We start from the raw sequence: 22611 nt of genomic DNA, 5'->3' as shown, positions 1-22611 counted from the left end.
CCCTGCCCCCCCCCCCCGCCCCCCCCTAACCACTCACCCCCTCACCCGCCCCTCCCCGTTGTGTGCTGTTATTTTGCGCCTCCGGAGCCGGATCGGCCGCAAATACCCAGCACTCAACGGAAGGGCGGGGGGCTGGCCGTCGCCGTTCGCTCACGGTGTCTTCGGACCGCCGCCCGGTTGGCGCACCGCACGGAGCAGTACCGCTGGCGTCCGTTCCGGGTGACGTCGACGACGACCGCCGTGCACGGTTCGGCGGCGCACCGCCCCAGCCGGTGCATCCCGCGCGTGACCAGGTGGAGCGAGGTGCCCACGCTGATCACGGCCCGCAGGACCGACGACAGCACCTGGCCCTCGTCCCGGTAGTGCAGGTGCCACCCCTCGTCGTCGTGATCGGTGAGTCGTGGGTATGCGGCGGCCGTGGCCATCTGTGCGTTCAGCAGCGCGGCGCGCCGTTCGGGGTCCACCGCGTCCACGACTTGCAGCCAGTCATCGATGACGAGGCGCAAGCGGCCGTGGTCGTCCGGAGCTTCCTCGAAGTCCATCGTCATGCCGAACTCACGGGTGCGCGCCTCGATACCCGCCCGGTCGGCCGGCCACTCGTTGGCGAGCGACGCGGCGAGCAGGACCGCATACTCGCCGTAAGGGTTGAGATGCATAACGCCATTACACCATCGTGTGGTGCATGGCTCCCCCGCACACCCTTCCCGCAGCACGGATCAGCACCCACGAAGCGCACGACGCGCACGAGCACGCGTGGACGACCGAGTCGCGCCACCCGACGTCGGCGGGATGGGTGCTCTACGTACGGTGCACGACGTGCCGCACCCGCCGCGTGGACCTCCAGGGCGGCCGGGACACGCCGCCGGCGCCGCTCAGCAGGGCGGTCCGGGCCCACCCGGTCCGCTGATACTTCGCATGATCACCTTGACCACGGGGCGACGTCGGCCACAGATTCGGTCCCGATGGGTCCGGGGCGACACTTTCGCACCGCCGCGCACCGGAGCGCGGGGGCGGCCTCCCGGGCCGGACTGGAGTCACTGTGGAATCAGACCGAAAGCCCGTGCTGGACCGGCGGAGCCTCCTGGTGGGCGCGGCAGTGCTCGGCTCGGCCGCCGCCCTCGGCATGGCCCCGCCCGCCGCGGCCGCGGTACCCGGCTTCCCCGCCTTCACCCGCCTGGGCGCGGCCCTCGACAGGTCGGCGCTCGCGTACAACCCCACGGGCGAGCTCATCTTCCCGTCGGTGCGGCGCGTCGCCGGACGGGTACAGAACCCGCTGGGCGCCTGGTACATGTACTACGCGCCGCACGACGCGCCCGGCGGCATCTGCCTCGCCTACGCGGACTCCCTCGCGGGACCGTGGCGGGAGTACTCGGGCAACCCGGTCATCTCTCGCACCTGGTCGCCGCACTACTCGGTCAGTCACGTCTCGAGCCCGCACGCGGTGTGGAACGCCGCGGACGGGCGCATCTACCTCTACTTCCACGGGGAGAACACCACGACCCGGGTGGCGACGTCGGACGACGGGCGCAGCTTCTCCTACGGCGGCACCGTGCTGCACACCGGGATGCTGCCCTCGAACGTCACCGAGACGTCCTACGCGCGGGTGTTCCCCCACCCGACCAATGCGGACACCCAGATCATGCTGTTCATGGGCGCCCAGGCCGGGACCCGCAAGATCTTCATCGGCTGGTCGAACCAGCTGGCCTCGGGCTGGCAGTTCAAGCACGCCCCGCTGATCTCGCCGGCCCCGGGCGAGGGCGGCCAGCTCTCGGGCGCCCACTACTGGTCCCGGAACGGTGGTGGCCACGTAGTCTACCACAGCGCCGCCGGCACCATCCACGTCGCGGACGTCGGCACGAGCTTCGACCGGGAGAACCACCTCGGCGTCCTGTACACCGAGCCCGTAGCCACCCGGGCCGCGGCGCCGAGCTTCGCCGAGGAGGACGGCCGCCTCTACATGCACTACGAGGCCGGACGGCGCGGGAACACCAACATCGCGGTCGCGCGGGCCGGCTGACCGCGCCGGCGCACCCCGACGGGCGGGACGGGCCTACGGCCCTGACTCGGCGTACCCGGTACGGCGAGTCAGGGCCGTGGGCCGTGCCGCACCCACACCCGCACCCACACCCGCACCCGCACCCGCACCCGCGGCGATGTACCAGACAGCGGGACGGCGCCTCTCTACAGTCCGCGCGAGCGCGCCACGGTGTGCGCCGGACCAGTCCGAGGGGGACCTGTGCTTCGCATTCACTTCTCCGCCGCCGACCTGGTGCGGACCCGGGTCGGAACGCGGCTCGATCCCATGTGGGAGCTCGTCCTCAGCGTGCACCAGGTGACCCGGCCCGAGTCGTACTTCGGTTCCTGGAGCAGGCTCTCCCGGCGAAGGCTCGCCGACGCCCGGCTGCTGCGGGACGCGGAGCTGCTCGCGACGCTGGCCCCCAGCCGTGGCTACTTTCCCGACTTCCTCACGCCCGCGGACCGGCCGACAGACCTCGAGGCAGGCGTAGAGGCCGCGCTGTCCACGGGCAAGGCGCGCCTGCGGGCGGAGGTCGGCCGGCTCGACGGCGGCAGAGGTGCCGGCCCGTGGCTCGACGACATAGCGGCCGGGCGCCCCGCCGCGCTGCACCGCCTCGGCCTCGCGATGCGGCGGTACCACCGGACCGTGGTGACACCGCACCTGGACCAGGCCGCGGAGATCACGGGGCGCTGGGTCGCCAGGCTGGCGCACCGGACGCTGACGCACGGCGTTGACGCCGTGCTGAGCAGGCTCGGCCCGACCACCCGCTGGCGGGCCCCGGTCCTGGAGGTCGACTACCCCGTGCGGCGGGACCTCCATCTCGAAGGGCGCGGGCTGTCCCTGGTGCCGACGTTCTTCGGGGTCAACCATCCGATCACCCTGGCCGACCCGCTGCTGCAGCCCGTACTGGTCTACCCGGTCAGCCGCGAGCCGTTCTGGCTCCCCGGTGGCGACGACCGGCCCCAGGTCGATCCCCTGAGCGAGCTGCTGGGCGAGACGCGCGCCGCGGTGCTCCGGCTGATGGACGTCGAGCTGACGACCACCGCGCTCGCGGCGCGGACCAGGACGTCTCCCTCCAGCGTCAGCCGGCACACCGCCGTGCTCCGGCGGGCCGGGCTGATCACCACCCGGCGCAGCGGCACCTGTGTGCTCCACCTGCGCACTCCCATGGGCAACGGCCTGGTCCACGGCGGCTGAACATCGGCAAGGCTTTGCGGCAGGGCGCATTGTGTTGCCGCGCCCACGCACCTTTTCTACGTTTCGTCTGCCCGATCCGCCCGACAGCCGAGCCACGGAGAAGCAGACCCCTCATGAACCTGCCCGAGACCCGAGAGCCCTCGCCCGCATGGCGCCGATGGTGGGAGCGCCCACGAAGGCCCGCGCTGCGCACCGTCGCCCTCGGTGTGACCGCCGCGGTGGGGTGCGCGGTGCTCGTACCGGCGCTCGACCCGCCGGACGCCCAGGCGCACTCGCACACCCAGCTGTGCTCGGAGCTCGTCGCACAGTCCGAGGAGTACATCTTCGAGGAGTTCCCCGAGGAGGGGGCCGCGCCCGTCGAGACCGACGGCGAGAACTACACGTACGACGCCGAGCTCGACGCGATCCTCGGCTCGTACGTGGAACCGACCAGGGCCTACCTGGACCAGATCCCCGACGAGTGGGCCGAGGAGCCCCTGGACAGCCAGAAGCGCCTCGAGTGGAGCTACAAGCAGTACCTCGCCGCCACGGACGACCCCGCATCGTGGGACGGGTTCAAGCAGGTCTACGGCCGGGAGAACCGCGCGTTCAGCAGCAACCTCGGGTTCGAGCGGACCGCGCTCTCGACGCTCTTCCCGATGGACACGGCCGAATGGCTGTGCCGGGACACCAATCTGCAGAACGGGCAGACGACGAGCGCGGTGAACACCCGGCAGCAGCAGCTCGTCAACGTCACACCGGGAAGCTCGGTCTCGACGGCGCAGCTCAACTCCTACCGAGACCTGACCAGGGCCGGCTACCAGGCGCACCACGTGTTCGGCAGCACGCCGAGCACCTCCATGGCGCAGCGGGTGCGCGCCTCGGGCGCCACCTACTCGGTGCAGAACACGAACGGCGTGCAGACCAACCCGATCCGGCCGAGCACCGGCTCACCGTTCAACCCGCGCGGTGCCGGCTGGCAGCCGAGCGGGGGCGCGGTCCAGAGCAGGGCGAGCGTCTCCGGCGTGAACTCGCTCGACAACCAGCGGCTGCAGTCGGCCAAGTCGTGGGTCACGACCAACGCCCCGCGCCAGTTCGGTCTGCCGCGTCTCGGCGGGATCGACTGGACGAGCCTCGAGCTGCGCTACGTCTCGGACGAACCGGGTGCGGGCGAGTTCGACTACGCCTTCTCGGCCGCTGAGATCCCCGGCGAGGCGGACACGTACGGCGGTGAGGCGGCGCTCGACCTGTCGTCGGACGCCCTGTTCACCTGGCTCGCCCTCGAGCCGGGCCAGTTCTGGGTGAACCTCAACCCCGACCAGCCCGAACGGATCATCGACGAGCAGTTCGCCACCACCGAGGCGGGCCGCGTCCTGCTCGAGTCGGACTTCGCGCTCAAGGAGACCATCTACGGGGCCATGGACCCGGAGACCACGACGGGGGCCGAGTTCTTCGACTCCCTGGCACGCGGCCCGGAGGGTCAGATCTGCTGGGGCACGTGGCGCGTGTGGATCGAGCCGGCGCCGGCGGCCGTGCGCGAGGACGGCGACGAGCTCTACATCCTGGACGCGCCGCTGCGGGTCCAGATGGAGCCGTTCGACATCGACTGGCGGCCGCCGGGTGACGACTACTGCGCCGGGGTGCCGGAGGAGATCGTCGACGCGAACACCAGGACGCTCGTCGAGACCTTCGCCCACCTGACCGAGGAGGCCGTCAACACCGCCCCCGAGTACTCGGACCTCCGCCGCGTCTACACGGCGCGGATCGCGGCGGAATGGCTCCGGCAGCGCGACGCCGTCCGGCCGGGCGCGTTCCACGAGATCATCGGCAGCGGCGACGTGACGCAGTGGCCCGCGCGGGACGACTGGTCCCCGCAGGACGTCTACGACGAGTACCTCGAGGCGCTGCAGACCGTCCAGTTCCGGTACGAGTGGGACCACGGCGAGATGGAGTACTACCTGGACGTCACCGGCGGGATCGAGTTCCCGGACGCCCCGCGCGACCCGATGCCGGAGGCGGAGTTCGAGCGCGAGCACCCGACCCTGCCGAGCACCGTGCGTACCGCGAAGTACGAGGCGGTGCCCGACGGCGACGTGGCGGCCGAACCGGGCGCGCAGACGGCCTGGCTCGGCGGCGGCACGCTGCCGGACCCGGAGCCGGAGACCCCTGACCCCTCGCCGAGCCCGTCCGGCGACGGTCCCGGCGGTGACGGGCCGGACGACGGCGGTCCCGGCGGCGACCTGCCCGACGACGGCGGCCCCGCCGACCCGTCGCACGACGACCGTCCGGACGGTGACGAGCCCGCCCCGGACGCCGCCGGCCATCCGGACGACGACCAGCTGGCCGCGACCGGGTTCTCGGCCACCTGGCCGATCTGGACCGCGCTCGCCCTGCTGCTGGCGGGCGCAGCCCTGATCACGATGCGGGCCCGGCTCCACCGCACCCGGCTCCGGGCGAACCACGCGAGCCGGACGTGACGCCCGAGCCGAGCGTGACGCGCAAGCGCCTCGCGTAGCGCCCGCACCGATGAAGTACGAGGTGTGCGGCGGCTGGTTGTAGCCGCGGACACCTCCGTGCACGGCCGGACCTCGTGGCAGTCACCGCGTCCTTGGTCCGCCTCGAGAATGACCTGGGGTACCGAAGCCAGCCCGGATCGGTACCCCAGGTCGTTCTCGAGGCGGACCTTCCCCTCCTTGAGCTCCAGCTCCGTCCGGGCTCTGCCTGTATGTCCACGCCCTCGCCGGGATCGCGGCGCCGAACCGCAAGGTAGGCGCCCACCTCACGCCGACCTGAACCTGCCCGCTGTGCGAGCCGTCAGGCGGTCTGCGGAGCGCCGGGCGGCTCCGGCGTGGCCGAGGGAGAGGCCGACGGGTCCGGCGTCGGCTCGGTGCTCGGCTCGGACGAGGGCTCGGTGCTCGGCTCCGGCGTCGGTCCCGCGGTCGGGGACGGCGGGCTGTCGGTCGGCGTCGTCGTGCCACCGCCGTCCGATCCCGTGCCGCCGGTGCCGCCGTCCTCGGATCCACCGCCGGTGGATCCACCGCCACCTGAGCCGCCGGTTCCCGCGCCGCCTCCGCCCGCGCCGCCCTGGTCGGGCGAAGAGCCGGTCGCCGCCGTGCCGTCGGAGCCGTACCCCGGTGTCGACCACGGGGCCGCCGGACCGGGCAGGGCAGGCAGGGCGTCCGCGACGCCCGCCGCCGCGTCGAGGATCGCCGACCGGCGCGCCTCGAGAGTCTTGAGGTAGGCGACGGTGCGCGACTCGGGGCTCGCACCGTCCGGCGGCCGGGTCTCCAGGGCCGCTTCCCCCGCGTCGAGCGCGCGCCGCAGGTCGCGCAGCGCCGCGGAGGGCTGCGCACTCCGAGCGGCCGCCTGCGCGTGCGTCGCCTCGCCGTCCTCGACCGCGTCGGCGAGACGGGTCCGCGCGTCGACCACGCGCTCGTCCAGCCCGGTGGCGCCGTCCGACGGCTGACCGCCGGAAGCGATGGCCGGCAGCTCCAGCGCTCCCGCGACGGTCGTGGCCTCGCCGAGGTCGGCCGGGCGGTCCCCGCGCAGCGCGATCACGCCGCCGATGCCCGCCGCGACCACCGCGAGCGCCACTGCGCCCGCCACCACGGTCCGCAGCCGCGACCGTGCCTGGTCCGGGAGGGGATCCGCCTCGGTGCCGTCCGCCGACGGCGCCGCAGGCTCACCCCCGGCGGGCGCACCCCCGGCAGGCGCACCCTCGGCAGGCACACCCTCGGCAGGCACACCCTCGGCAGGCTCGCCCTCGGGCGGTCCGTCCGGGGTCTCGGGGTCGCCCACGGACGCCGCTGCCCACACCTGCGGCGAACCCGGTAGCGGCGTGCCGACCCGTGACGGCTCGATGTGCTCAAGGTGGCGGGTCGGCCTCGGGTTCTCGATCACGAGGGAACGATAGCGCTTATGGGTGAAATGTCGGGTAAACCTCACCCGCCCAAAGATTCTCGCTCCGCATCGGGTCCCTCTCTCAGTGGGCCGGCCTCAGTGGGCCGGCGCGCGCTGGGCCGTGCGGGACCGCGCACGACGGGCGATGCCCGGTGCCCCGTTGGGCCCGCCCGCGTCCCAGGCGCGCGCGATGCCGAGACGCCGCAGATGGTCCCCGGTCACCGTGGACCCGTCGGGCCCGATCCAGTGCTCGAGGCCGAAGCGGTCGTCGGTCGCCGCGTCCCAGCGACGCATGAAGGGCGTGCCGTTGTCGGCGATGACCACCGAACCGTAGGCGGTCGGCAGCGCGGTGGCCGGCAGATGGATGAGGGTGTAGATCTCCGCGAGGTCCGCCGGGCCCACCGAGGACACGCTGTACCAGTTGCCGTCCGCGTCCCGCTGGACCGCGTACCCGCTGGCGTCCAGGACGACGCTGAGGCGGGGCAGGTCGGCATCGAGAAGCTCCTGACTGGTCTGATAGACGGTGCCGACCTGGGCTGTCTGGGTCATCGCGAGATCTCCTTGCCGTCGAGGGTGGTTTCACCTATCAAAGCGGATTCGTCGCGATTCGGGGGTTCTGACGGTGATGGCGGTGAGAAATTTCAGGAGCGCGCGCTCGTCGGCGTCCATCCAGCGAGACGTGCGGACGGCGTTGGCGCGGGACCGCTCGATGAGACGGTCGAGGTCCTCGCGGTCGTCGGTGAGGATCGCGGGGTGGATGTAGCTCTTGCGGCACACCGCCGGGGTGTTGTGGAGATGGGCGGCGGCGATCCGGACCGCCTCGGCGCGCTGCTCGTCGTGCTCGCGCCCGGTCGCCGGCGCGAGGCGCCGCAGGTGGCCGAAGGCGACCGCGCTGGCGCCCCACGTGCGGAACGTCTTGGCCGTGTAGTCGGCGGCGGTCACCAGCCCGAGGTAGTCGTTGACGTCCCGCGACCCGATGCTCCGGACCTCGTCACCGTCCACGTACTGCAGCAGCTGCTGGCCGGGCAGCTCCCGGCAGCGGCGGACGATGTTGGCGACCCGCCGGTCGTGGACCACGACGTCGTGCGGCGTGCCCGACTTTCCCGGGAACCGGAACCGCACCTCGGACCCTTCGATCGTGGCGTGCCGGTTGCGCAGCGTCGTCAGCCCGAACGACTCGCCGGACCGCACGTACTCGTCGTTGCCGACCCGCACCAGCGTCTCGTCGAGCAGCCAGACGACCGTCGCGACCACGCGCTCCAGGCTGAGCCGCGGTGCGCGCCGGTCGGCGTCGACCCTCCGGCGCAACGGCACCAGACCCCCGCCGAACCCGGCCAGCTCGTGGAACTTGGCGGCGTCGCGGTACTCGCGCCACCGCCGGTGGTACAGGTACTGCTTCCGGTTCTTGGCGTCGCGCCCCGTCGCCTGCACGTGGCCGTTGGCGTCGACGCAGATCCACACGTCGGTCCACGCGGGCGGGACGGCGAGCGCGCGCACCCGCCCGAGCGTCCCCGGGTCGGTGATCCGTTCCCCGCGATGGTCCACGTACGTGAATCCCCGGCCGCGGCGGTGGCGGTGGATGCCGCGGTCGGCGTCGCAGCTATAGGTGAGCAGGTCCCCCACGCCCATCGCGGCTCCCTCCTCACGTCCTCCCCGTACCGGCAGGCCTCGCCTCCAGCCACTATGGCCCCGGTCCTGGTGCGGAGCGAGCGCGCGCCCGGGGTGTCAGGCTGGTGTGATGCCGAACCGCCTGGGGACCGCGACCAGCCCGTACCTCCTCCAGCACGCGGGCAACCCCGTCGACTGGTGGGAATGGGGCGACGAGGCGTTCGCCGAGGCCCGGCGCCGCGACGTCCCGGTCCTCCTGTCCGTCGGGTACGCCGCGTGCCACTGGTGCCACGTCATGGCGCACGAGTCGTTCGAGGACGCCGGCGTGGCCGAGGCCGTCAACGCCCGCTTCGTCGCCGTGAAGGTCGACCGGGAGGAGCGGCCCGACGTCGACGCGGTCTACATGAGCGCGACGACCGCCCTGACCGGACAGGGCGGCTGGCCCATGACCTGCTTCCTGACCCCGGACGGCGAGCCCTTCTACTGCGGCACCTACTACCCCCGCGAGCAGTTCCTGGCGCTGCTCGACGCGATCACCGAGGCCTGGACGCAGCGCCGGGAGGCGGTCGTGCAGCAGGGCGCCGCGATCACCTCCGCCGTCGCGCGCACGTCCGCGCGGCTGACGCCCGAGGCGCTCGACGACGGCGCGCTCGACCAGGCCGCACGGCTCCTGGCCCGGGCAGCGGACCCGGTGCGGGGCGGGTTCGGCGACGCGGGACCCAAGTTCCCGCCCTCGATGACGCTCGAGCACCTCCTGCGCCACCACGCCCGCACCGGCGATCCCGGGTCGCTGCACATCGTCGAGCGCACGTGCGAGGCGATGGCCCGCGGGGGCATCTACGACCAGCTCGCGGGCGGGTTCGCGCGCTACGCGGTGGACGCCGCCTGGGTCGTGCCGCACTTCGAGAAGATGCTGTACGACAACGCCCAGCTCCTGCGCGTCTACCTGCACCTGTACCGCGCGACCGGCTCGGCGCTCGCCGCACGCGTCGCCCGCGAGACCGCCGGCTTCCTCCTGGCTGACCTGCGCACGCCGGAAGGCGGGTTCGCCTCCGCGCTCGACGCCGACACCGACGGCGCCGAGGGGCTCACCTACGTCTGGACGCCCGGGCAGCTCACGGAGATCCTGGGGCCCGACGACGGCGCTCGCGCCGCGGCGGTCCTGTCCGTCACGCCCGACGGCACGTTCGAGCAGGGCGCCTCCACCCTCCAGCTGCCCGAAGACCCCGACCCGGCCTGGTGGACCGGGGTACGGGCACGGCTCGCCGAGGCGCGGGCCACGCGGCCGCAGCCCGCGCGCGACGACAAGGTGGTCACGGCCTGGAACGGCCTGGCGATCGCCGCCCTCGCCGAGTCCGGGGTGCTGCTCGGCCTCCCCGACCACGTCGATGCGGCCCGGAGGTGCGCCGACCTCGTCCTGCGCCTCCATCTCGTCGACGGGCGCCTGCGGCGGGCGTCGCGCGGCGGCGTCGTCGGGGCCGCGCTCGGGGTCGCCGCCGACCACGGAGACCTCGCCGAGGGACTCCTCGCCCTGCACCAGGCGACCGGTGAGGCACGGTGGCTCCAGGCGGCGGGCGGCCTGCTGGACACCGCGCTCGCCAGGTTCGGCGACGACGACGGCGGCTTCTTCGACGCGGCCGACGACGCCGAGCGCCTCGTGAGCCGGCCGAAGGATCCCACCGACGGGCCAGAGCCCTCGGGGCAGTCGGCGCTCGCAGCGGCCCTGTGCACCTATGCCGCGCTGACCGGATCGCCCCGGCACCGCGCGGCCGCCGAGGCAGCGGTGGCCGCTGGCGGCGCCCTGGCCAGGCAGGCGCCACGGTTCGCGGGATGGACGCTCGCCGCCGCCGAGGCGCTGGTCGCCGGCCCGCTGCAGGTCGCCGTCGTCGGGCCCGACGACGCGACGCGGGCCGCGCTGGAGGACGTGGCACGGCACGCGGTGTCGCCGGGACTGGTGGTCGCCGTCGGCGCACCGGACGCCCCGGACGTGCCCCTGCTCGCCGACCGTCCGCTCGTCGACGGGCGGGCCGCCGCGTACGTGTGCAGGGGGTTCGTGTGCGACCGCCCGGTAACCACGCCGGAACACCTCACCGCAGCGCTGGCCGTCTGACCGCCCCGTAGGAAGGTGTCGGCCGCGCCGCCGTCAGTGCCGGACGCGGGCGCGGGACCGCGCGACGCTGGCGAGCGTGGCCCGCACGGGTGTCCCGAGGTAGATCCCCAGCGACGCACCGGCCGCCAGCCCGACGCCGACCGACGCCGCGAGGACCAGGGAGCTCCCGCCGCCGCCTGCCGAGGCCGGGTCGGCGTGCACCATGCCGAGCAGCCCGTAGAACACTGCGCCGCCGGGCACGAGCGGCACGATGGCCGCCGTCGTCACCGCGACGGAAGGTACGTGCAGACGGTGGGCGACCAGGACCCCGGCGAAGCTGGCGAGCAGCGCCGCGACGCCGCTCGCGGCCGCCTCGTGCAGGTGGGACGTCAGCGCGACCGTGTGGCCGAGTGCCGCGACCGCGCCCAGCGCCGCGCTGACGGCGAGGATGCTCGCCCCGGCGCCGTTGAACAGCGCGACGGCGAGCGCCACGATGACCGCTCCGGCCAGCTGGTTCGGCAGCGGGCCGAGCGGCGGCGGACCGTCCGGCAGGGTCATCTGGTACCCGAGCACGCTGCCGAGCTCCAGCCCGGCCAGGATGCCCACCACCAGGCCGAGCGTCTGCAGCGTGACGTCGAGGATGCGTCCGGCCGCCGTGAGCGCGAACCCGTCGATCGCGTCCTGCGCCGCGCCCACCACGGTGAGGCCGGACAGCATGAGGACGATCCCGGACGCCACGATGATGGAGGGCAGCACCCCGGCGAACGGCTCGACGCCCGCGGCGGCGAGCGCCGACACGGCCACCGCGACCACCGTCGTGACGAAGGCCCCGGCGATCTGGCTGAAGAACGACGGTACGCGCAGCCGCGCGAGCCCCGACTGGGTCGCCGCGGCGCCCAGCGCCGCGACGAAGGTGAGCACCACGACCACCACCGATCCCCCGGCAAGGATGCTCGCGCCGACCGCCAGCAGCGCCCGCGCGGCCACGACGACCGGCTGCCGGTACCGGAACGGCACACGGCGGATCACCCGGAACGCCGTACGCGCCTCGTCGAGATCCATCCCCTCGTCGATGTCGACCAACAGCGCCTGGAGCCGCTGCAGCTTCGTGTGGTCGGGCGCCGACACGCGCACGACCCGGAGCAGCGTGTGCGGCCAACCCTCGCCGCCGCGGTGGTACGACAGGGTGATCGACGTGTAGGTCACGTCCACGTGCACGCCCCGGAGCCCGTACGCGTGGGCCACGCGCGTGATCGCCAGGGTCACCTCGTGGGCGGACGCGCCGACCGCGAACATCGACTCGCCGATCCGCATCGCCAGGTCAAGGGCCCTGAGCACCATGGCGTCGTCGACGGCGGGCTGCACCTCGGTGTCCGGTGCCTGGGCCGGATCGGCGTGCAGCACCCTGCGCACCGACGAGTACAGGCTTCGACGAGGTGGCTGGGTCATGCACTCCATTCTGCAGCCGTGAGCGCTCCGGCATCCGTCGAGGAGGCGGCGGACCCTCCGGGGTGCTGCTCGGCAGGCCTTGGCTCCGGCCGGACCGTACCTTCGAAGCGGTGCGTACCGAGGCCGACGACGACGGGCGTCTCCGCGCCGGGAACCCACACGTCGGCGGTCACCCCGTAGGGCACCTCCACCGCGAGGACCACGCGACCCTCGTCGACCCGCCAGGAGCTCTCGATCCGACCGTACGGCGAGTCGACGGCGGTGCGCGCGTGCGTGAGCTGCCCCGTGACCAGCGGGCGTACCTCGACCCGCCGCCAGCCGGGCGCCGTCGGCGCGAGGCCGCCGACGCACCGGTGCAGCCAGTCCGCCACCGCGCCGTACGCGTAGTGGTTGAACGAGGTCATGTCGCCGGAGTTGACCCTGCCGTCGGGCAGCATCGAGTCCCAGCGCTCCCAGATGGTGGTGGCACCCATCGTGACGGCGTACAGCCACGAGGGCGGCGCCTTCTGGAGCAGCATCCGGTACGCGACGTCCGGCCGGCCGGCCACGCACAGCGCGTCGAGGATCAGCGGCGTCCCCAGGAACCCGGTGGCGACCCGGTAGTCGGCGGCGACGACCAGCTCCACCAGGCGGTCGCGCGCGGCACCGCGGGCAGCCGGGTCCGCGACCAGGTCCCAGCACAGGGCGAGGGCGTAGACCGTCTGGCAGTCGCTGAGCACCCGCCCGCCCGGGGTCACGTACTCGTGGTTGAACGCGCGGACGGTCTCGTCCGCGAGGGCGCGGTACCGGTCGGCGTCGGCGTCGTGGCCGAGCGTCCGTGCGGCGGTCGCGAGCAGGCCCGCCGAACGGGCGAAGTACGCCGTCGCGACGACGTCGGGGTCCGCCGCGGCCTGCGCAGGGTCGTCGGGCGGCGCCGCAGGATCGAGCCAGTCACCGAACTGGAAGCCGGTCTTCCACAGCCTCCCGTCGCCGGCGCGGCCGGCGACCTTGTCGACCCAGGCGCGCATCGACGGGTACTGCCGCTCGAGCATGCCGTGATCCGCGTAGGCGAGGTGCAGCACGGACGGCACGACCGTGGCGGCGTCGCTCCATCCGGCGGCGGCCGGGTCCGGCTCCCTGAGCACGTCGGGCACGACGTAGGGCACTCCGCCGTCGGGCAGCTGCTCGGCCGAGAGGTCCTCGAGCCAGCCCGCCAGGAAGCCGGACGTGTCGAAGAGCGTCGCGGCGGTCGGGGCAAACACCTGGATGTCCCCGGTCCAGCCGAGCCGCTCGTCGCGCTGCGGGCAGTCGGTCGGCAGATCGAGAAAGTTGCCGCGCATGCTCCAGACCACGTTCTCGTGCAGCCGGTCGACGTCCGGGTCCGACGACTCGAACCACGCCGTGCGGCGCAGGTCGGAGCCGAGCACCAGAGCCGTGACATCGGTGGCCGCTACCTCGGGCAGCCCCGAGATCTCCGCGTAGCGGAAGCCGTTGAACGTGAAGGTCGGCCGCAGCACCTCGACGTCCGCACCGCTCACCACGTAGCTCGTCGTCGCCTTGGCGCTGCGGAGCGGGCGCATCGCGAGCTCACCCCCCTCCAGCACCTCCGCGTGTCGCACCGTGACCTCGTCACCGGCGCGCGCCCCGCGGACGACCAGCTCCACCCAGCCGACGAGATTCTGTCCGAAGTCGACGATCGTCGCGCCCGAACCCGTCGCCGACATCCGGGCGACCGGCACCCGGTCCGTCACCCGCACCGCCGGGCCGCGGCGAGCCACCAGCCGCGCGAGGTCACCCGGCACCACCTCGACGGGCTCGCTCGCCCCGCGGTCCGGGACGTTCGGCACCCGCAGGTCGCGGCGCTCGCCGTCGTAGAGGTCGTCGAAGAGGATGCCGCTCCGGCTCGCCCGCCACGAGCCGTCCGTCACGACCCGCCGACGTGCGCCGTCGGCGAACTCCAGCTCGAGCTGTGCCAGGAGCGCGAGCCGCGAACCGTAGCTCGACCGGTTGCCCGGCCAGACCAGCTGGCCGCGGTACCAGCCGTTGCCGACGAGGGCGCTCAGGGTGTTCGGCCCCCTGCGGAGACCGGACAGCACGTCGTAGACCTGGTAGCGCAGGCGGTGCTCGTACGCGGTCCAGCCGGGCGCGAGGACGTCGTCGCCGATCCTGCGCCCGTTGAGCGAGGCCTCGTAGACGCCGTGCGCGGACGCGTACAGGCGGGCCCGCACCGGCAGCTCGTCGAGGTCGAAGTCGGTGAAGATCAGCGGCGCCCCGTCGTCGAGCCCGCCAAGGGACACGGGACTGACGAACGCCGCCGACCAGTCCTCGGGCCCCAGGAGCCCGACCTCGACCGGGACGGCGTCGCTCCACGGCGTCCAGCGCTCGCCCGACCCGACGCGGACCCGCACCCGGCCGTGCGAGCGCGGTACGAGCGGCGCGAACGGCCAGTCGACGAGGACGCTCTCACCGCTCGGCACCGTGGCGACCGACGTCGCGCCGGCCGCGTCCTCGAGCTCGACCTCGTACCGGTCCGACGACCAGCCCGGCGTGCGGACGTCGAGCACCCAGGAGAGCCGTGGCGTGGCGGTGCCGAGCACCGCGCCGGGCTCCGACTGCTCGAGCCGGAGCCGGGTCACCAGTGCGGTCACTCGAGCCCGGTTCCGACGACGCCCTTGATGTACCACTTCTGCAGCGCGATGAAGACGATGAGCACCGGGATCATCGCGATCACCGCACCGGCCAGCCCGATCGCCGGCGACAGCACCGAGTTCTCCCCGCCGGCGAGCGGTGCGAGCGCCACGTTGATCACGCGGTGCTCGGGGTTCGGGGCGACCACCTGCGGCCAGATGTACATGTTCCAGGCCGTCAGGAAGCTGATCGAGCAGAAGGTGGCCAGGGCCGGCCTGGCGAGCGGCAGCGCGATCGAGACGAGCACGCGGAACCAGCCGGCGCCGTCGATCCGTGCCGCGTCGATGAGGCCGGGCGGGAGCGTCGCGAAGAACTGGCGGAACAGCAGGATCGCGAACGCGCACTGCGCGGCCATCGGGATGATGAGACCCGCGAACGAGTTCAGCCACCCGAGCTGGAAGGTCACGACGAAGAGCGGGATCAGCGTGAGGTTCGCCGGCACGAACATCGGCACGACGAGCGTCGCGAGGATCGCGGCGCTCCACCGGAACGGGATCTTCGCCAGGGCGAAGGCGGCCGGGAGCGAGATGAGGAGCTGGAGCCCCACGATGCCCAGGCTGAAGACGAAGGTGTTGCCGATGACCTGTGGGCTGAGGTACTCCCACGCGTCGACGAAGTTCTGCCACACGGGGGTCGCGGGCAGCAGGGGCTGGGGGAACGCGCTGATCTCGCGTGCGGACTTGAGCGAGCCCGAGACCATGAACAGCAGCGGGAAGGCCAGGACGAGCCCGCACAGGACGACGAGCGCGTAGCGCAGGGATCGGTAGAGCCGCGTGGGCATCAGCCGTGCTCCTTCCGGAACCGGACGATCGCCCGAGCGAGCACCACGACGGCGATGATCAGGGCGAGCTGGAAGAGGGAGAGCGCGCTCCCGTAGCCGATGTCGCGTTCCGTGAACGCCACCTTGTACGAGTACAGCGCGAGCGACTGGGTGGTGCCGAGCGGCCCGCCGTCGGTCATGATCAGCGCGACCTCGAACGAGCCGCTGACGAAGCTGACCGCCTGCAGGACCGCGACCAGCACGGTCGTGCCCCAGACGTTAGGCCACGTCATGCTCCAGAGCTGGCGCCACCGGCCCGCCCCGTCGAGCGACGCCGCCGCGTAGATGTCGTCGGGAACCCGCTGCAGGCCCGCCAGGTAGAGGATGATGACGATCGGTAGCGCTCCCCAGATCATCATGAGCACGAGGGCGGGCAGCGCCCAGGTCGGGTCGGCGAGCCAGTTCGGTCCGTCGACCCCGAACAGCGCCAGGACCTGGTTCACCAGGCCGCTGCGACCGTTGTACAGGTTCACCCAGATGATGGCCGAGACGGCGGCGGAGGCGATCATCGGCGTGAAGTAGAGGACCCGCCAGGCGCCGATACCCGGCATGTTGACGTTGACGACGACCGCCAGGACGAATCCGGCGAGGATCGTCGGGATCACTCCCAGCACCACGAACAGGGCGGTCACGCCGAGCGCCTGCCACATCGCCGGATCGGTGAAGAGCCGGGCGAGGTTGTCGAGCCCGACGAACTCGGGCGTGCCGAAGAGGTCCCACTCGAAGAAGGCGAGCACGAGGCCGCCGAGCGCCGGCACGATCACGAAGACCGTGAAGGCGAGCATGGCCGGTGAGATGAAGAGGGCGGCGACGAGCGTGTCACCGCGTCGGTCCTTCCGCCCGGGCGAGCGCTGGGCGGGCTCGGCCTGACGTGCCGTCTCCACCGGGCGCGACGGCGTCACCGTCATGGGGGTTCCTGTCACGGGTTGCTCCTCCGGACCGGGGCCGGGTGCGGGAACGGCTGCTCCCGCACCCGGCCGGCGACCTACTTGGTCTCCTTGGCGATGGCGGCGTTGACCGTCTCCTCGGCCTCCTGGAAGGCCTCCGCGACGTCCCGCCCCTCGAGCAGCACCTCCTGGGTCGCCTTCTTGGTGGCCTCGGCCATGACACTGGCGCTCGCCCCCGGCATCTGCGTGAGCAGCACCGCGGTGCGGGCGGACTCACCGAAGATCTCGATGCTCGCGGGCGGCGGCTCGCCGTCCTTCCAGGTGCCGTTGCTGATGCCGTCCTCGGTCGGCGGGATGACGCCGCCCACCTCCTGCGCGATCTTCATCCCCGCGTCGGTGTCGTAGAACCACGCCAGGAACGCCCACGCGGCGTCCTGGTTCTCGCTCGTCTGGGCGATCGAGAGGCCGTAGGACCCGCCGCCGGCCGTCGAGCTGCCGTCGATCGTGGGCAGCACCTGCACGTCCCAGTCGGCGTCCGTGAGCGCGAGCTGCGTCTGCGGGACGGCGCCGCGCGAGGCGATCGCCATCGCGATGTTGCCCGAGCCGAACTGCAGGGTCGGGTCGTCGCCGGTCGTGGTGTACTCCCCGGACGCGGTGCCGTACGGCTCGAGCAGCGTGGTCCAGGCCTCGACCGCCTCGGGCTGCCCGATGCCGGACTTCCCCGTCTCTGCGTCGTACACGTACCCGTCGTAGGCCTGGATGACCGGGCCGTACACGATCTGCGCGGAGCCGTCGGCGAGCGGGGCGGCGAGGCCGGTGACCGCACCGTCCGACTTGCTCTGGATCTCCTCGGCGACGCGGTACATGTCGTCCCAGGTCCAGTCCGCCTCGGGGTACTCCGTGACGCCGGCCTGCTCGAACAGCGACTTGTTGTAGTAGAGCCCGACCGAGTCGGCGCTCACCGGCAGGCCGGTCACCTGCTCCGGGTCCGCGAGCGGCCGGTACTGCGCGACGAACTGGGGCAGGAAGTCGTCCATCGTCAGGTCGCCCAGCTTGCCCTCCTCGATGCCGGGCGCGAGGTCGAGCGTGACGTTGTTCTTCGCCAGCGTGTCGGCGAGGAAGTCGACGTTGAAGAACACGTCGGGCAGGTCCTCGCTGAGGCGGGCGGTCGCGAGCTGCTGCGCGTACTCGGCGCCGTCGTCGGTAGTGCTGCGCACCTCGACCGTGCGGTCGGGGAACTCCTTCATGTACGCGTCGGCGTACTCCTTGAACTGCGGCTCGAGGCTGGTGATGGTCGTGAGGACCAGCGTGCCGCCCTCGACCTCGTTGCTCCCGCCGGGTGTGCTCGAGCTGCCGCACGCGGCGAACAGCGGAATGATGGCGAGGGCGGCGGCGGCCGCCGTCGGCCTGCGGACGCGATGGGGACGTGACGTCATTGTCGACAGATCCTCTCCTGTGAGGGCTGCAAAGGGGCGCTTCATGGCATCAGCCCCGGGGACCGACGTCGATTGAAACCTTTCATCTGATGGTTCTGCAGTGCGGCGCGAATGTCAAGGCTGAAGCCCGAGTCAGCCGAGGAGACCATTCTGATACGTTTCAATAACCCCATGATCGAGAGGACGTCGGCCATGTCAGTACCGCCAGGACGAGTCGGCGCGGTTCCCGGGCGGCTGCGGGTCGACGCGCGCTCCACGGTGCGGGACGACCGCTTCGTCGTCCTCGCGACCTCGCCCCGCCCGCGCCTGTCGTGGAGCCTGCCACTCGTCCGCGACGGCCAGGCGCAGACCGCCTTCGAGGCGGTCGTGCGCGACGAGTCAGGGGCGCCTGCCTGGACGAGCGGGATCGTCGAGAGCGTCGACCCCTGGACGCGGGTCGCGGTCGACCTCGCCCCGCACACGTTGGGGACGTACACCGTGCGCTGCCGCGACGAGGCGGGCGCCTGGTCGCCGTGGGCGGCACCGGTGCCGCTGGAGACCGGGCCGCACGCCCTCACCGACTGGGGCGGAGCGAGCTGGGTCGCCACTCCCCCGCCGGCCGTCGCGCGCCGCGCCTTCGAGCTGTCCAAGGCACCCCGCCGCGCGCGGCTCCACCTCACCGCTCAGGGCCTCGTGCGAGCGAGCGTCAACGGCACCCCGGTGAACGCCTCGGCGAGCGACCCCTCGCGGACCGACGCCGGCCTGGCGCTCTTCCGTACCTACGAGGTCACCGACCTCGTCGTGCCCGGCCCCAACGTGCTCGACCTCGCGGTCGCCCGGGGCGAGTGGGCGCGTACCAGCCTCGACCCACGCGTCCTGGCCACGCTGGTGGTCGAGCACGCCGACGGGACCCGCACGTTCCACGGCACCGGAGCAGGGCTGCTCCTGGGCACCGGCCAGGTCACGATCGAGGAACCCTTCTATCTCGAGGCGCACGAGCCCGGCCGCGGTCCCGAGCTCGGCACAGCATGCGTCTCGGTGCTTTCTCCCGGCGGACCTTCTCCCCGCGGTCCGGGGAACGACGTCGCGGAGCCGCCGCGCACCGTCCTGCCCGACCCCGGCCCTCCCGTGCACGTGGTCGAGGCCCTCGTCCCGGCGCCCGTCGCGAGCGCCGCTCCAGGGGTCCGGATCTTCGACGTCGGCATGAACGTCGCCGGCCGGAGCCGGCTGATCATCGAGGACCCGCTACCCCAGGGGACCGTCGTCCAGGCGGTGCACGGCGAACACCTGGGCAGCGACGGGCGGCTCGACACGACGAACCTCACGATGCCGTTCGATCACGGGCGCGTGCGGCAGGCAGTGCGGTACACGATCGGCGCGCGGGCTGGCGGCGCGGCCGGCCACACGCTCGAGCCATGGTTCAGCTACCACGGGTTTCGCTACCTCGAGGTGACCGGCCTCCCCGCGGAGTCGCGGATGCGGGTCGAGGTGCGGACCCTGCACAGCGACCTCCGCCCGACCGGCGACCTCGCCACCGACGCACCCCTGGTCGACGCGCTCGTCGCCAGGGGCCGGCGCACCGTGCTCAACAACGTGCACGGTATCCCCGAGGACTGCCCCACCCGCGAGCAGTCGGGCTGGACCGGAGACACCGCCAGCGCCGCCGAGCTCCAGCACGCGGCGTTCGACATGCAGGCCTTCTTCACGAAGTGGCTCGCCGACCTCCGGACGAGCCAGCAGGCGGACGGCGCGATCCCCGCGATCGCCCCGGACGTGCGCCCAGAGCGCGTCCCGGCCGACCCGGTCTGGGGCGCCGCGCTGCAGCGGGTCCTGGAGAACCACTGGCTGCACTACGGCGACCTCGACGTGGTGCTCGAGACCCTCCCCGCGCTGCGCGGCTGGGTCGACTTCCAGCTCTCCTGCGCGGGCGCCGACGGCACGATCAGCCTCGCCCCGATCAGCTACGGCCACGACTGGCTCGCGCTCGAGCAGACCCCGCCCGAGCTCCACCACACGGCCGCGACGCTCGACGCGCTCCGGGTGCTCGCCACGTTCGAGGAGCTCACGGGGGCGGCGGAGGCAGCGGGCCTCCGCCGGACGCAGGCCGGCGCGCTCCGCCAGGCCGCGCGCGCCGCGTTCGTCGACCCCACCGCAGGCCCGGCCGGGCTCTCGGTGGGCAACGGTTCCCAGGGGTCCCTCGCCGTCGCCGTCGAGAGCGGCTGGCTCACCCCCGCCGAGTCGGCCGCCGCCGTGGCGCGGCTCGACCGCGCCGTCCGACGGCGCGGCAACCGGGTCTCGTCGGGCTTCGCCACCACCCGGACCGTGGTGCGCGCGCTCGCCCGCCACGGCCGGTCCCAGGTGCTCTTCGACGCCCTGCACCAGCCCGTCGAGCCAGGTATCGGCGCCATGCTGGACCACGGCCCCGGCACCTTCTGGGAGTGCTGGTGGGTCGACCCCGGGAACACCGGTACCGGCTCGCTCGACCACGTCGGCCTCGGCGGCCCGTTCGCCGCGTGGGCGTGGGAGTTCCTCGCCGGGGTGCGCCCCGTCGCGGGCGGGTACGCGCGGTTCGTCGTCGAGCCGAGCGTCGTCGCGGGGCTCACCCGCCTCAGCCTGGACACCGAGACCGTCCGGGGACGCGTCGAGGTGCGGCTCGACCGGGACGGCTCGCGGCTCGGCCTCGCGCTGACGGTCCCCGTCGGCGCGGAGGCTCTCGTGCGCCTTCCCGGATCGGCCGAGCGGATCGCCGGACCCGGCCGGCACCGCTTCGTCGCCGACGTACCCGTGCCGCAGCCGGTGGTGCCGCCCGCCGGGCCCGAGGCCGCTGCCGCGCCGTGGGCACCGACCTCGACGGACGTCGACGGCGACGCGCTGCTCCTCCAGGCGGCGATCGCGGACCAGCGGTTCGAACCCGCTGGCTCGACCTCGGCGGTCGCCGTGCTCGACCGCGGCCTGCGCTGCATGCCGGTACCGCACGCGCAGCTCGAAGGTCCCGTCCTACGGGTCAGCGGCGGTCTCGCCGGCGAACCCGGTGCCGCCGGCGAACCGGCCGGTCCGCTCACTCGCCTCCGGCTCCCCGGCCCGCTCGACCTCACCCAGGCCCGGTTCGTGTTCGCGATGTTCGACCTGTGCTCCGACCCGTCAGCGCGCGCGCTGCGCACCGAGCTCCGGCTGGTCTCCGCCGACGGCGCAACGCTCGTCGCGACCAGCCGGCTCTGGCCGGCGGGCTGGGTCCGCACGACGCTCGCCGTCGCCGACTGGACCGGGGCGGGAGCCGTGGTCGCGATCGAGGCCGGCGTCCGCTACGTCGACGGCGGTACGACGGCGCCGTCGGGCCCACCTGCCGTCTTTCACCTCGGCCAGATCGGGTTCTCGCGCGCCCGTCCGACCTGGCCGTGACCCGCGGCGCCCCACCGGGCACCGCACCGGCTCAGCGGAGCGCAGCTCAGCGGGGCGCCGAGCTCTCGCGGACCAGCAGCTCTGGCGGGAGCCTCAGCTGCTGGTGCTCGTGCTCCGGATCGTTCGACTCGGCCAGCACGAGCTCGATCGCGCGCTCGGCCAGGAGCTCGGTGGACTGGCGCACCGTGCTCAGGGGAACGACGGCGGACTGGGCGTAGTCGATGTCGTCGTACCCGACGATCGCGATGTCCTCCGGCACGCGGATGTCCTCCGCCAGCACGAGCGCCTGGAGCAGCCCGAGCGCCAGCAGGTCGTTGGCCGCGAACACGGCGTCGGGCCGCTCGCTCGGGGCCATCGCCTCGATCACCGCGCCGGCGGCGCGGCCCTCGGCGATCGTCTGGTCGCGGGTGTCGACATGGCTGAGGCGGACGCCCTGGTTGCCGGCGCAGACGTCCTGCGCGCCGAGCCAGCGGTCCTCCACCTGGTGCCGCGGTCCGCCGAGGAAGGCGATGTGCCTGCGGCCCGTCTCGATCAGGTGCCGCGCGACCATCGCGCCGCCCGCCCGGCCGTCGAGCGTGATCGAGCAGAAGCCGGGATCGCCGTGGATGTCGAACAGGACGAACGGCATCCCGCGGGCACGCAACTGCCGCATCCGTGGGGTGATGCCGTCGAGCGGCGCGACGAGCATCCCACGCACCCGCTGCTCCTCGAACAGGTCGAGGTAGCGGTCCTCGCGTGCCTCGAGCTGATCGCTCGAGCCGAGCACCACCGTCTGCCCGACCCGCTCACCGGCCGCCTCGCACGCGTGCGCGAGGTCGGCGAAGAACGGGTTGGCCACGTTGAGCACGATCATCCCGAGCGTCGTGCCCGTACCCATCCGGAGCTGCCTCGCCAGGCCGTTCCGCACGAAGCCGAGGCCGTCCATGACTCCGAGCACGCGGTCGAGCGTGGCCTGGGAGACCCGGTCGGGCTTGTTGAGCACGTTGGAGACGGTGCCCACCGACACACGAGCCGCCTCTGCGACCTCGCGGATGCCGACCGACCTGTCCATCGCCCCTCCGACCCCTTGACCGAGATTCCATCCTAGAGGCCGACCAGAGCCCGTCAGCGGCATCACCACCGACGAAGCCATCGGTCGCGCCGCGAGACGGTTGACAGCCCGGGCCTCCGTCCCTAGCCTACTT

16 protein-coding genes are annotated in these 22611 nt (G+C 73.1%); 6 read left to right on the top strand and 10 right to left on the bottom strand.

From position 1 onward, the window contains the following. Nucleotides 1-113: 113 nt before the first annotated feature. Nucleotides 114-656 carry a CGNR zinc finger domain-containing protein gene (locus tag AB0F40_RS12190; protein WP_357467196.1) on the bottom strand — a complete coding sequence of 181 codons (543 nt, stop codon included), beginning with the start codon at nucleotides 654-656 and terminating at the stop codon, nucleotides 114-116. Nucleotides 657-682: 26 nt separating this feature from the next. Here AB0F40_RS12190 and AB0F40_RS12185 point away from each other — a divergent pair, with 26 nt between their 5' ends. From AB0F40_RS12185 to AB0F40_RS12170, 4 genes are all read left to right on the top strand, one after another. After that, the gene (locus AB0F40_RS12185; protein WP_357467194.1) at nucleotides 683-907 is read left to right on the top strand and encodes a hypothetical protein; all 225 of its coding nucleotides are present in this window, start codon (nucleotides 683-685) and stop codon (nucleotides 905-907) included. Between the two features lie 132 nt (nucleotides 908-1039). Continuing rightward, a complete protein-coding gene (locus tag AB0F40_RS12180) occupies nucleotides 1040-2017 on the top strand; it encodes a hypothetical protein (protein WP_357467192.1) in 978 nt (325 codons plus the stop codon). Between the two features lie 219 nt (nucleotides 2018-2236). Next, nucleotides 2237-3214, top strand: coding sequence for a winged helix-turn-helix domain-containing protein (locus tag AB0F40_RS12175; RefSeq protein WP_357467190.1), 978 nt, complete (start codon nucleotides 2237-2239; stop codon nucleotides 3212-3214). Nucleotides 3215-3327: 113 nt separating this feature from the next. Continuing rightward, nucleotides 3328-5670: a hypothetical protein gene (locus AB0F40_RS12170; protein ID WP_357467187.1), complete on the top strand. Its 2343-nt coding sequence runs from the start codon at nucleotides 3328-3330 to the stop codon at nucleotides 5668-5670. Nucleotides 5671-6007: 337 nt separating this feature from the next. On the opposite strand, the gene AB0F40_RS12165 is transcribed toward AB0F40_RS12170, so the two are convergent. The 3 genes from AB0F40_RS12165 to AB0F40_RS12155 all read right to left on the bottom strand — a co-directional run bounded on the left by AB0F40_RS12165 (nucleotide 6008) and on the right by AB0F40_RS12155 (nucleotide 8722). Then, nucleotides 6008-7093 (bottom strand): hypothetical protein, encoded by a 1086-nt coding sequence (locus AB0F40_RS12165; RefSeq protein ID WP_357467185.1) that lies wholly within the window; start codon nucleotides 7091-7093, stop codon nucleotides 6008-6010. Nucleotides 7094-7189: 96 nt separating this feature from the next. Beyond that, nucleotides 7190-7642 carry a hypothetical protein gene (locus tag AB0F40_RS12160; RefSeq protein ID WP_357467182.1) on the bottom strand — a complete coding sequence of 151 codons (453 nt, stop codon included), beginning with the start codon at nucleotides 7640-7642 and terminating at the stop codon, nucleotides 7190-7192. A 30-nt stretch (nucleotides 7643-7672) separates the two neighbouring features. After that, nucleotides 7673-8722: a DNA topoisomerase IB gene (locus tag AB0F40_RS12155; RefSeq protein WP_357467180.1), complete on the bottom strand. Its 1050-nt coding sequence runs from the start codon at nucleotides 8720-8722 to the stop codon at nucleotides 7673-7675. 109 nt (nucleotides 8723-8831) lie between these two features. Here AB0F40_RS12155 and AB0F40_RS12150 point away from each other — a divergent pair, with 109 nt between their 5' ends. Continuing rightward, nucleotides 8832-10811, top strand: coding sequence for a thioredoxin domain-containing protein (locus AB0F40_RS12150; protein WP_357467178.1), 1980 nt, complete (start codon nucleotides 8832-8834; stop codon nucleotides 10809-10811). Between the two features lie 33 nt (nucleotides 10812-10844). Here the strand turns inward: AB0F40_RS12150 and AB0F40_RS12145 are convergent, their stop codons facing one another. The 5 genes from AB0F40_RS12145 to AB0F40_RS12125 all read right to left on the bottom strand — a co-directional run bounded on the left by AB0F40_RS12145 (nucleotide 10845) and on the right by AB0F40_RS12125 (nucleotide 18049). Then, on the bottom strand, nucleotides 10845-12239 hold the full coding sequence (locus AB0F40_RS12145) for a threonine/serine exporter family protein (protein WP_357467175.1): 1395 nt from the start codon (nucleotides 12237-12239) through the stop codon (nucleotides 10845-10847). After that, nucleotides 12236-14866 (bottom strand): family 78 glycoside hydrolase catalytic domain, encoded by a 2631-nt coding sequence (locus AB0F40_RS12140; RefSeq protein WP_357467172.1) that lies wholly within the window; start codon nucleotides 14864-14866, stop codon nucleotides 12236-12238. Before AB0F40_RS12140 ends, AB0F40_RS12145 begins: the two co-directional genes overlap by 4 nt. Next, nucleotides 14863-15687 (bottom strand): carbohydrate ABC transporter permease, encoded by an 825-nt coding sequence (locus tag AB0F40_RS12135; protein ID WP_357467169.1) that lies wholly within the window; start codon nucleotides 15685-15687, stop codon nucleotides 14863-14865. The genes AB0F40_RS12140 and AB0F40_RS12135 overlap by 4 nt, the downstream gene beginning before the upstream one ends. Then, nucleotides 15687-16649: a sugar ABC transporter permease gene (locus AB0F40_RS12130; RefSeq protein WP_357467166.1), complete on the bottom strand. Its 963-nt coding sequence runs from the start codon at nucleotides 16647-16649 to the stop codon at nucleotides 15687-15689. Before AB0F40_RS12130 ends, AB0F40_RS12135 begins: the two co-directional genes overlap by 1 nt. Before the next feature lie 62 nt (nucleotides 16650-16711). Continuing rightward, a complete protein-coding gene (locus AB0F40_RS12125; protein ID WP_357467164.1) occupies nucleotides 16712-18049 on the bottom strand; it encodes a sugar ABC transporter substrate-binding protein in 1338 nt (445 codons plus the stop codon). A gap of 171 nt (nucleotides 18050-18220) precedes the next feature. Here AB0F40_RS12125 and AB0F40_RS12120 point away from each other — a divergent pair, with 171 nt between their 5' ends. After that, on the top strand, nucleotides 18221-21427 hold the full coding sequence (locus tag AB0F40_RS12120) for a family 78 glycoside hydrolase catalytic domain (protein WP_357467162.1): 3207 nt from the start codon (nucleotides 18221-18223) through the stop codon (nucleotides 21425-21427). Nucleotides 21428-21473: 46 nt separating this feature from the next. Here AB0F40_RS12120 and AB0F40_RS12115 read toward each other — a convergent pair whose 3' ends face one another. Beyond that, nucleotides 21474-22478 (bottom strand): LacI family DNA-binding transcriptional regulator, encoded by a 1005-nt coding sequence (locus AB0F40_RS12115; protein ID WP_357467159.1) that lies wholly within the window; start codon nucleotides 22476-22478, stop codon nucleotides 21474-21476. Between the last annotated feature and the right edge of the window lie 133 nt (nucleotides 22479-22611).

It is taken from the genome of Promicromonospora sp. NPDC023987, assembly GCF_040639055.1.
GTDB lineage: Bacteria > Actinomycetota > Actinomycetes > Actinomycetales > Cellulomonadaceae > Promicromonospora.
Note: the sequence above shows the minus strand (reverse complement) of the source record. Positions and strands in the feature narration are given on the sequence as shown.

Excerpts from the sequence above, each read along its gene's own strand:
- AB0F40_RS12190 (WP_357467196.1), bottom strand. The coding sequence starts at position 656 with ATGCATCTCAACCCTTACGGCGAGTATGCGGTCCTGCTCGCCGCGTCG.
- AB0F40_RS12185 (WP_357467194.1), top strand. The coding sequence starts at position 683 with ATGGCTCCCCCGCACACCCTTCCCGCAGCACGGATCAGCACCCACGAA.
- AB0F40_RS12170 (WP_357467187.1), top strand. The coding sequence starts at position 3,328 with ATGAACCTGCCCGAGACCCGAGAGCCCTCGCCCGCATGGCGCCGATGG.
- AB0F40_RS12160 (WP_357467182.1), bottom strand. The coding sequence starts at position 7,642 with ATGACCCAGACAGCCCAGGTCGGCACCGTCTATCAGACCAGTCAGGAG.
- AB0F40_RS12155 (WP_357467180.1), bottom strand. The coding sequence starts at position 8,722 with ATGGGCGTGGGGGACCTGCTCACCTATAGCTGCGACGCCGACCGCGGC.
- AB0F40_RS12150 (WP_357467178.1), top strand. The coding sequence starts at position 8,832 with ATGCCGAACCGCCTGGGGACCGCGACCAGCCCGTACCTCCTCCAGCAC.
- AB0F40_RS12145 (WP_357467175.1), bottom strand. The coding sequence starts at position 12,239 with ATGACCCAGCCACCTCGTCGAAGCCTGTACTCGTCGGTGCGCAGGGTG.
- AB0F40_RS12135 (WP_357467169.1), bottom strand. The coding sequence starts at position 15,687 with ATGCCCACGCGGCTCTACCGATCCCTGCGCTACGCGCTCGTCGTCCTG.
- AB0F40_RS12125 (WP_357467164.1), bottom strand. The coding sequence starts at position 18,049 with ATGACGTCACGTCCCCATCGCGTCCGCAGGCCGACGGCGGCCGCCGCC.
- AB0F40_RS12120 (WP_357467162.1), top strand. The coding sequence starts at position 18,221 with ATGATCGAGAGGACGTCGGCCATGTCAGTACCGCCAGGACGAGTCGGC.
- AB0F40_RS12115 (WP_357467159.1), bottom strand. The coding sequence starts at position 22,478 with ATGGACAGGTCGGTCGGCATCCGCGAGGTCGCAGAGGCGGCTCGTGTG.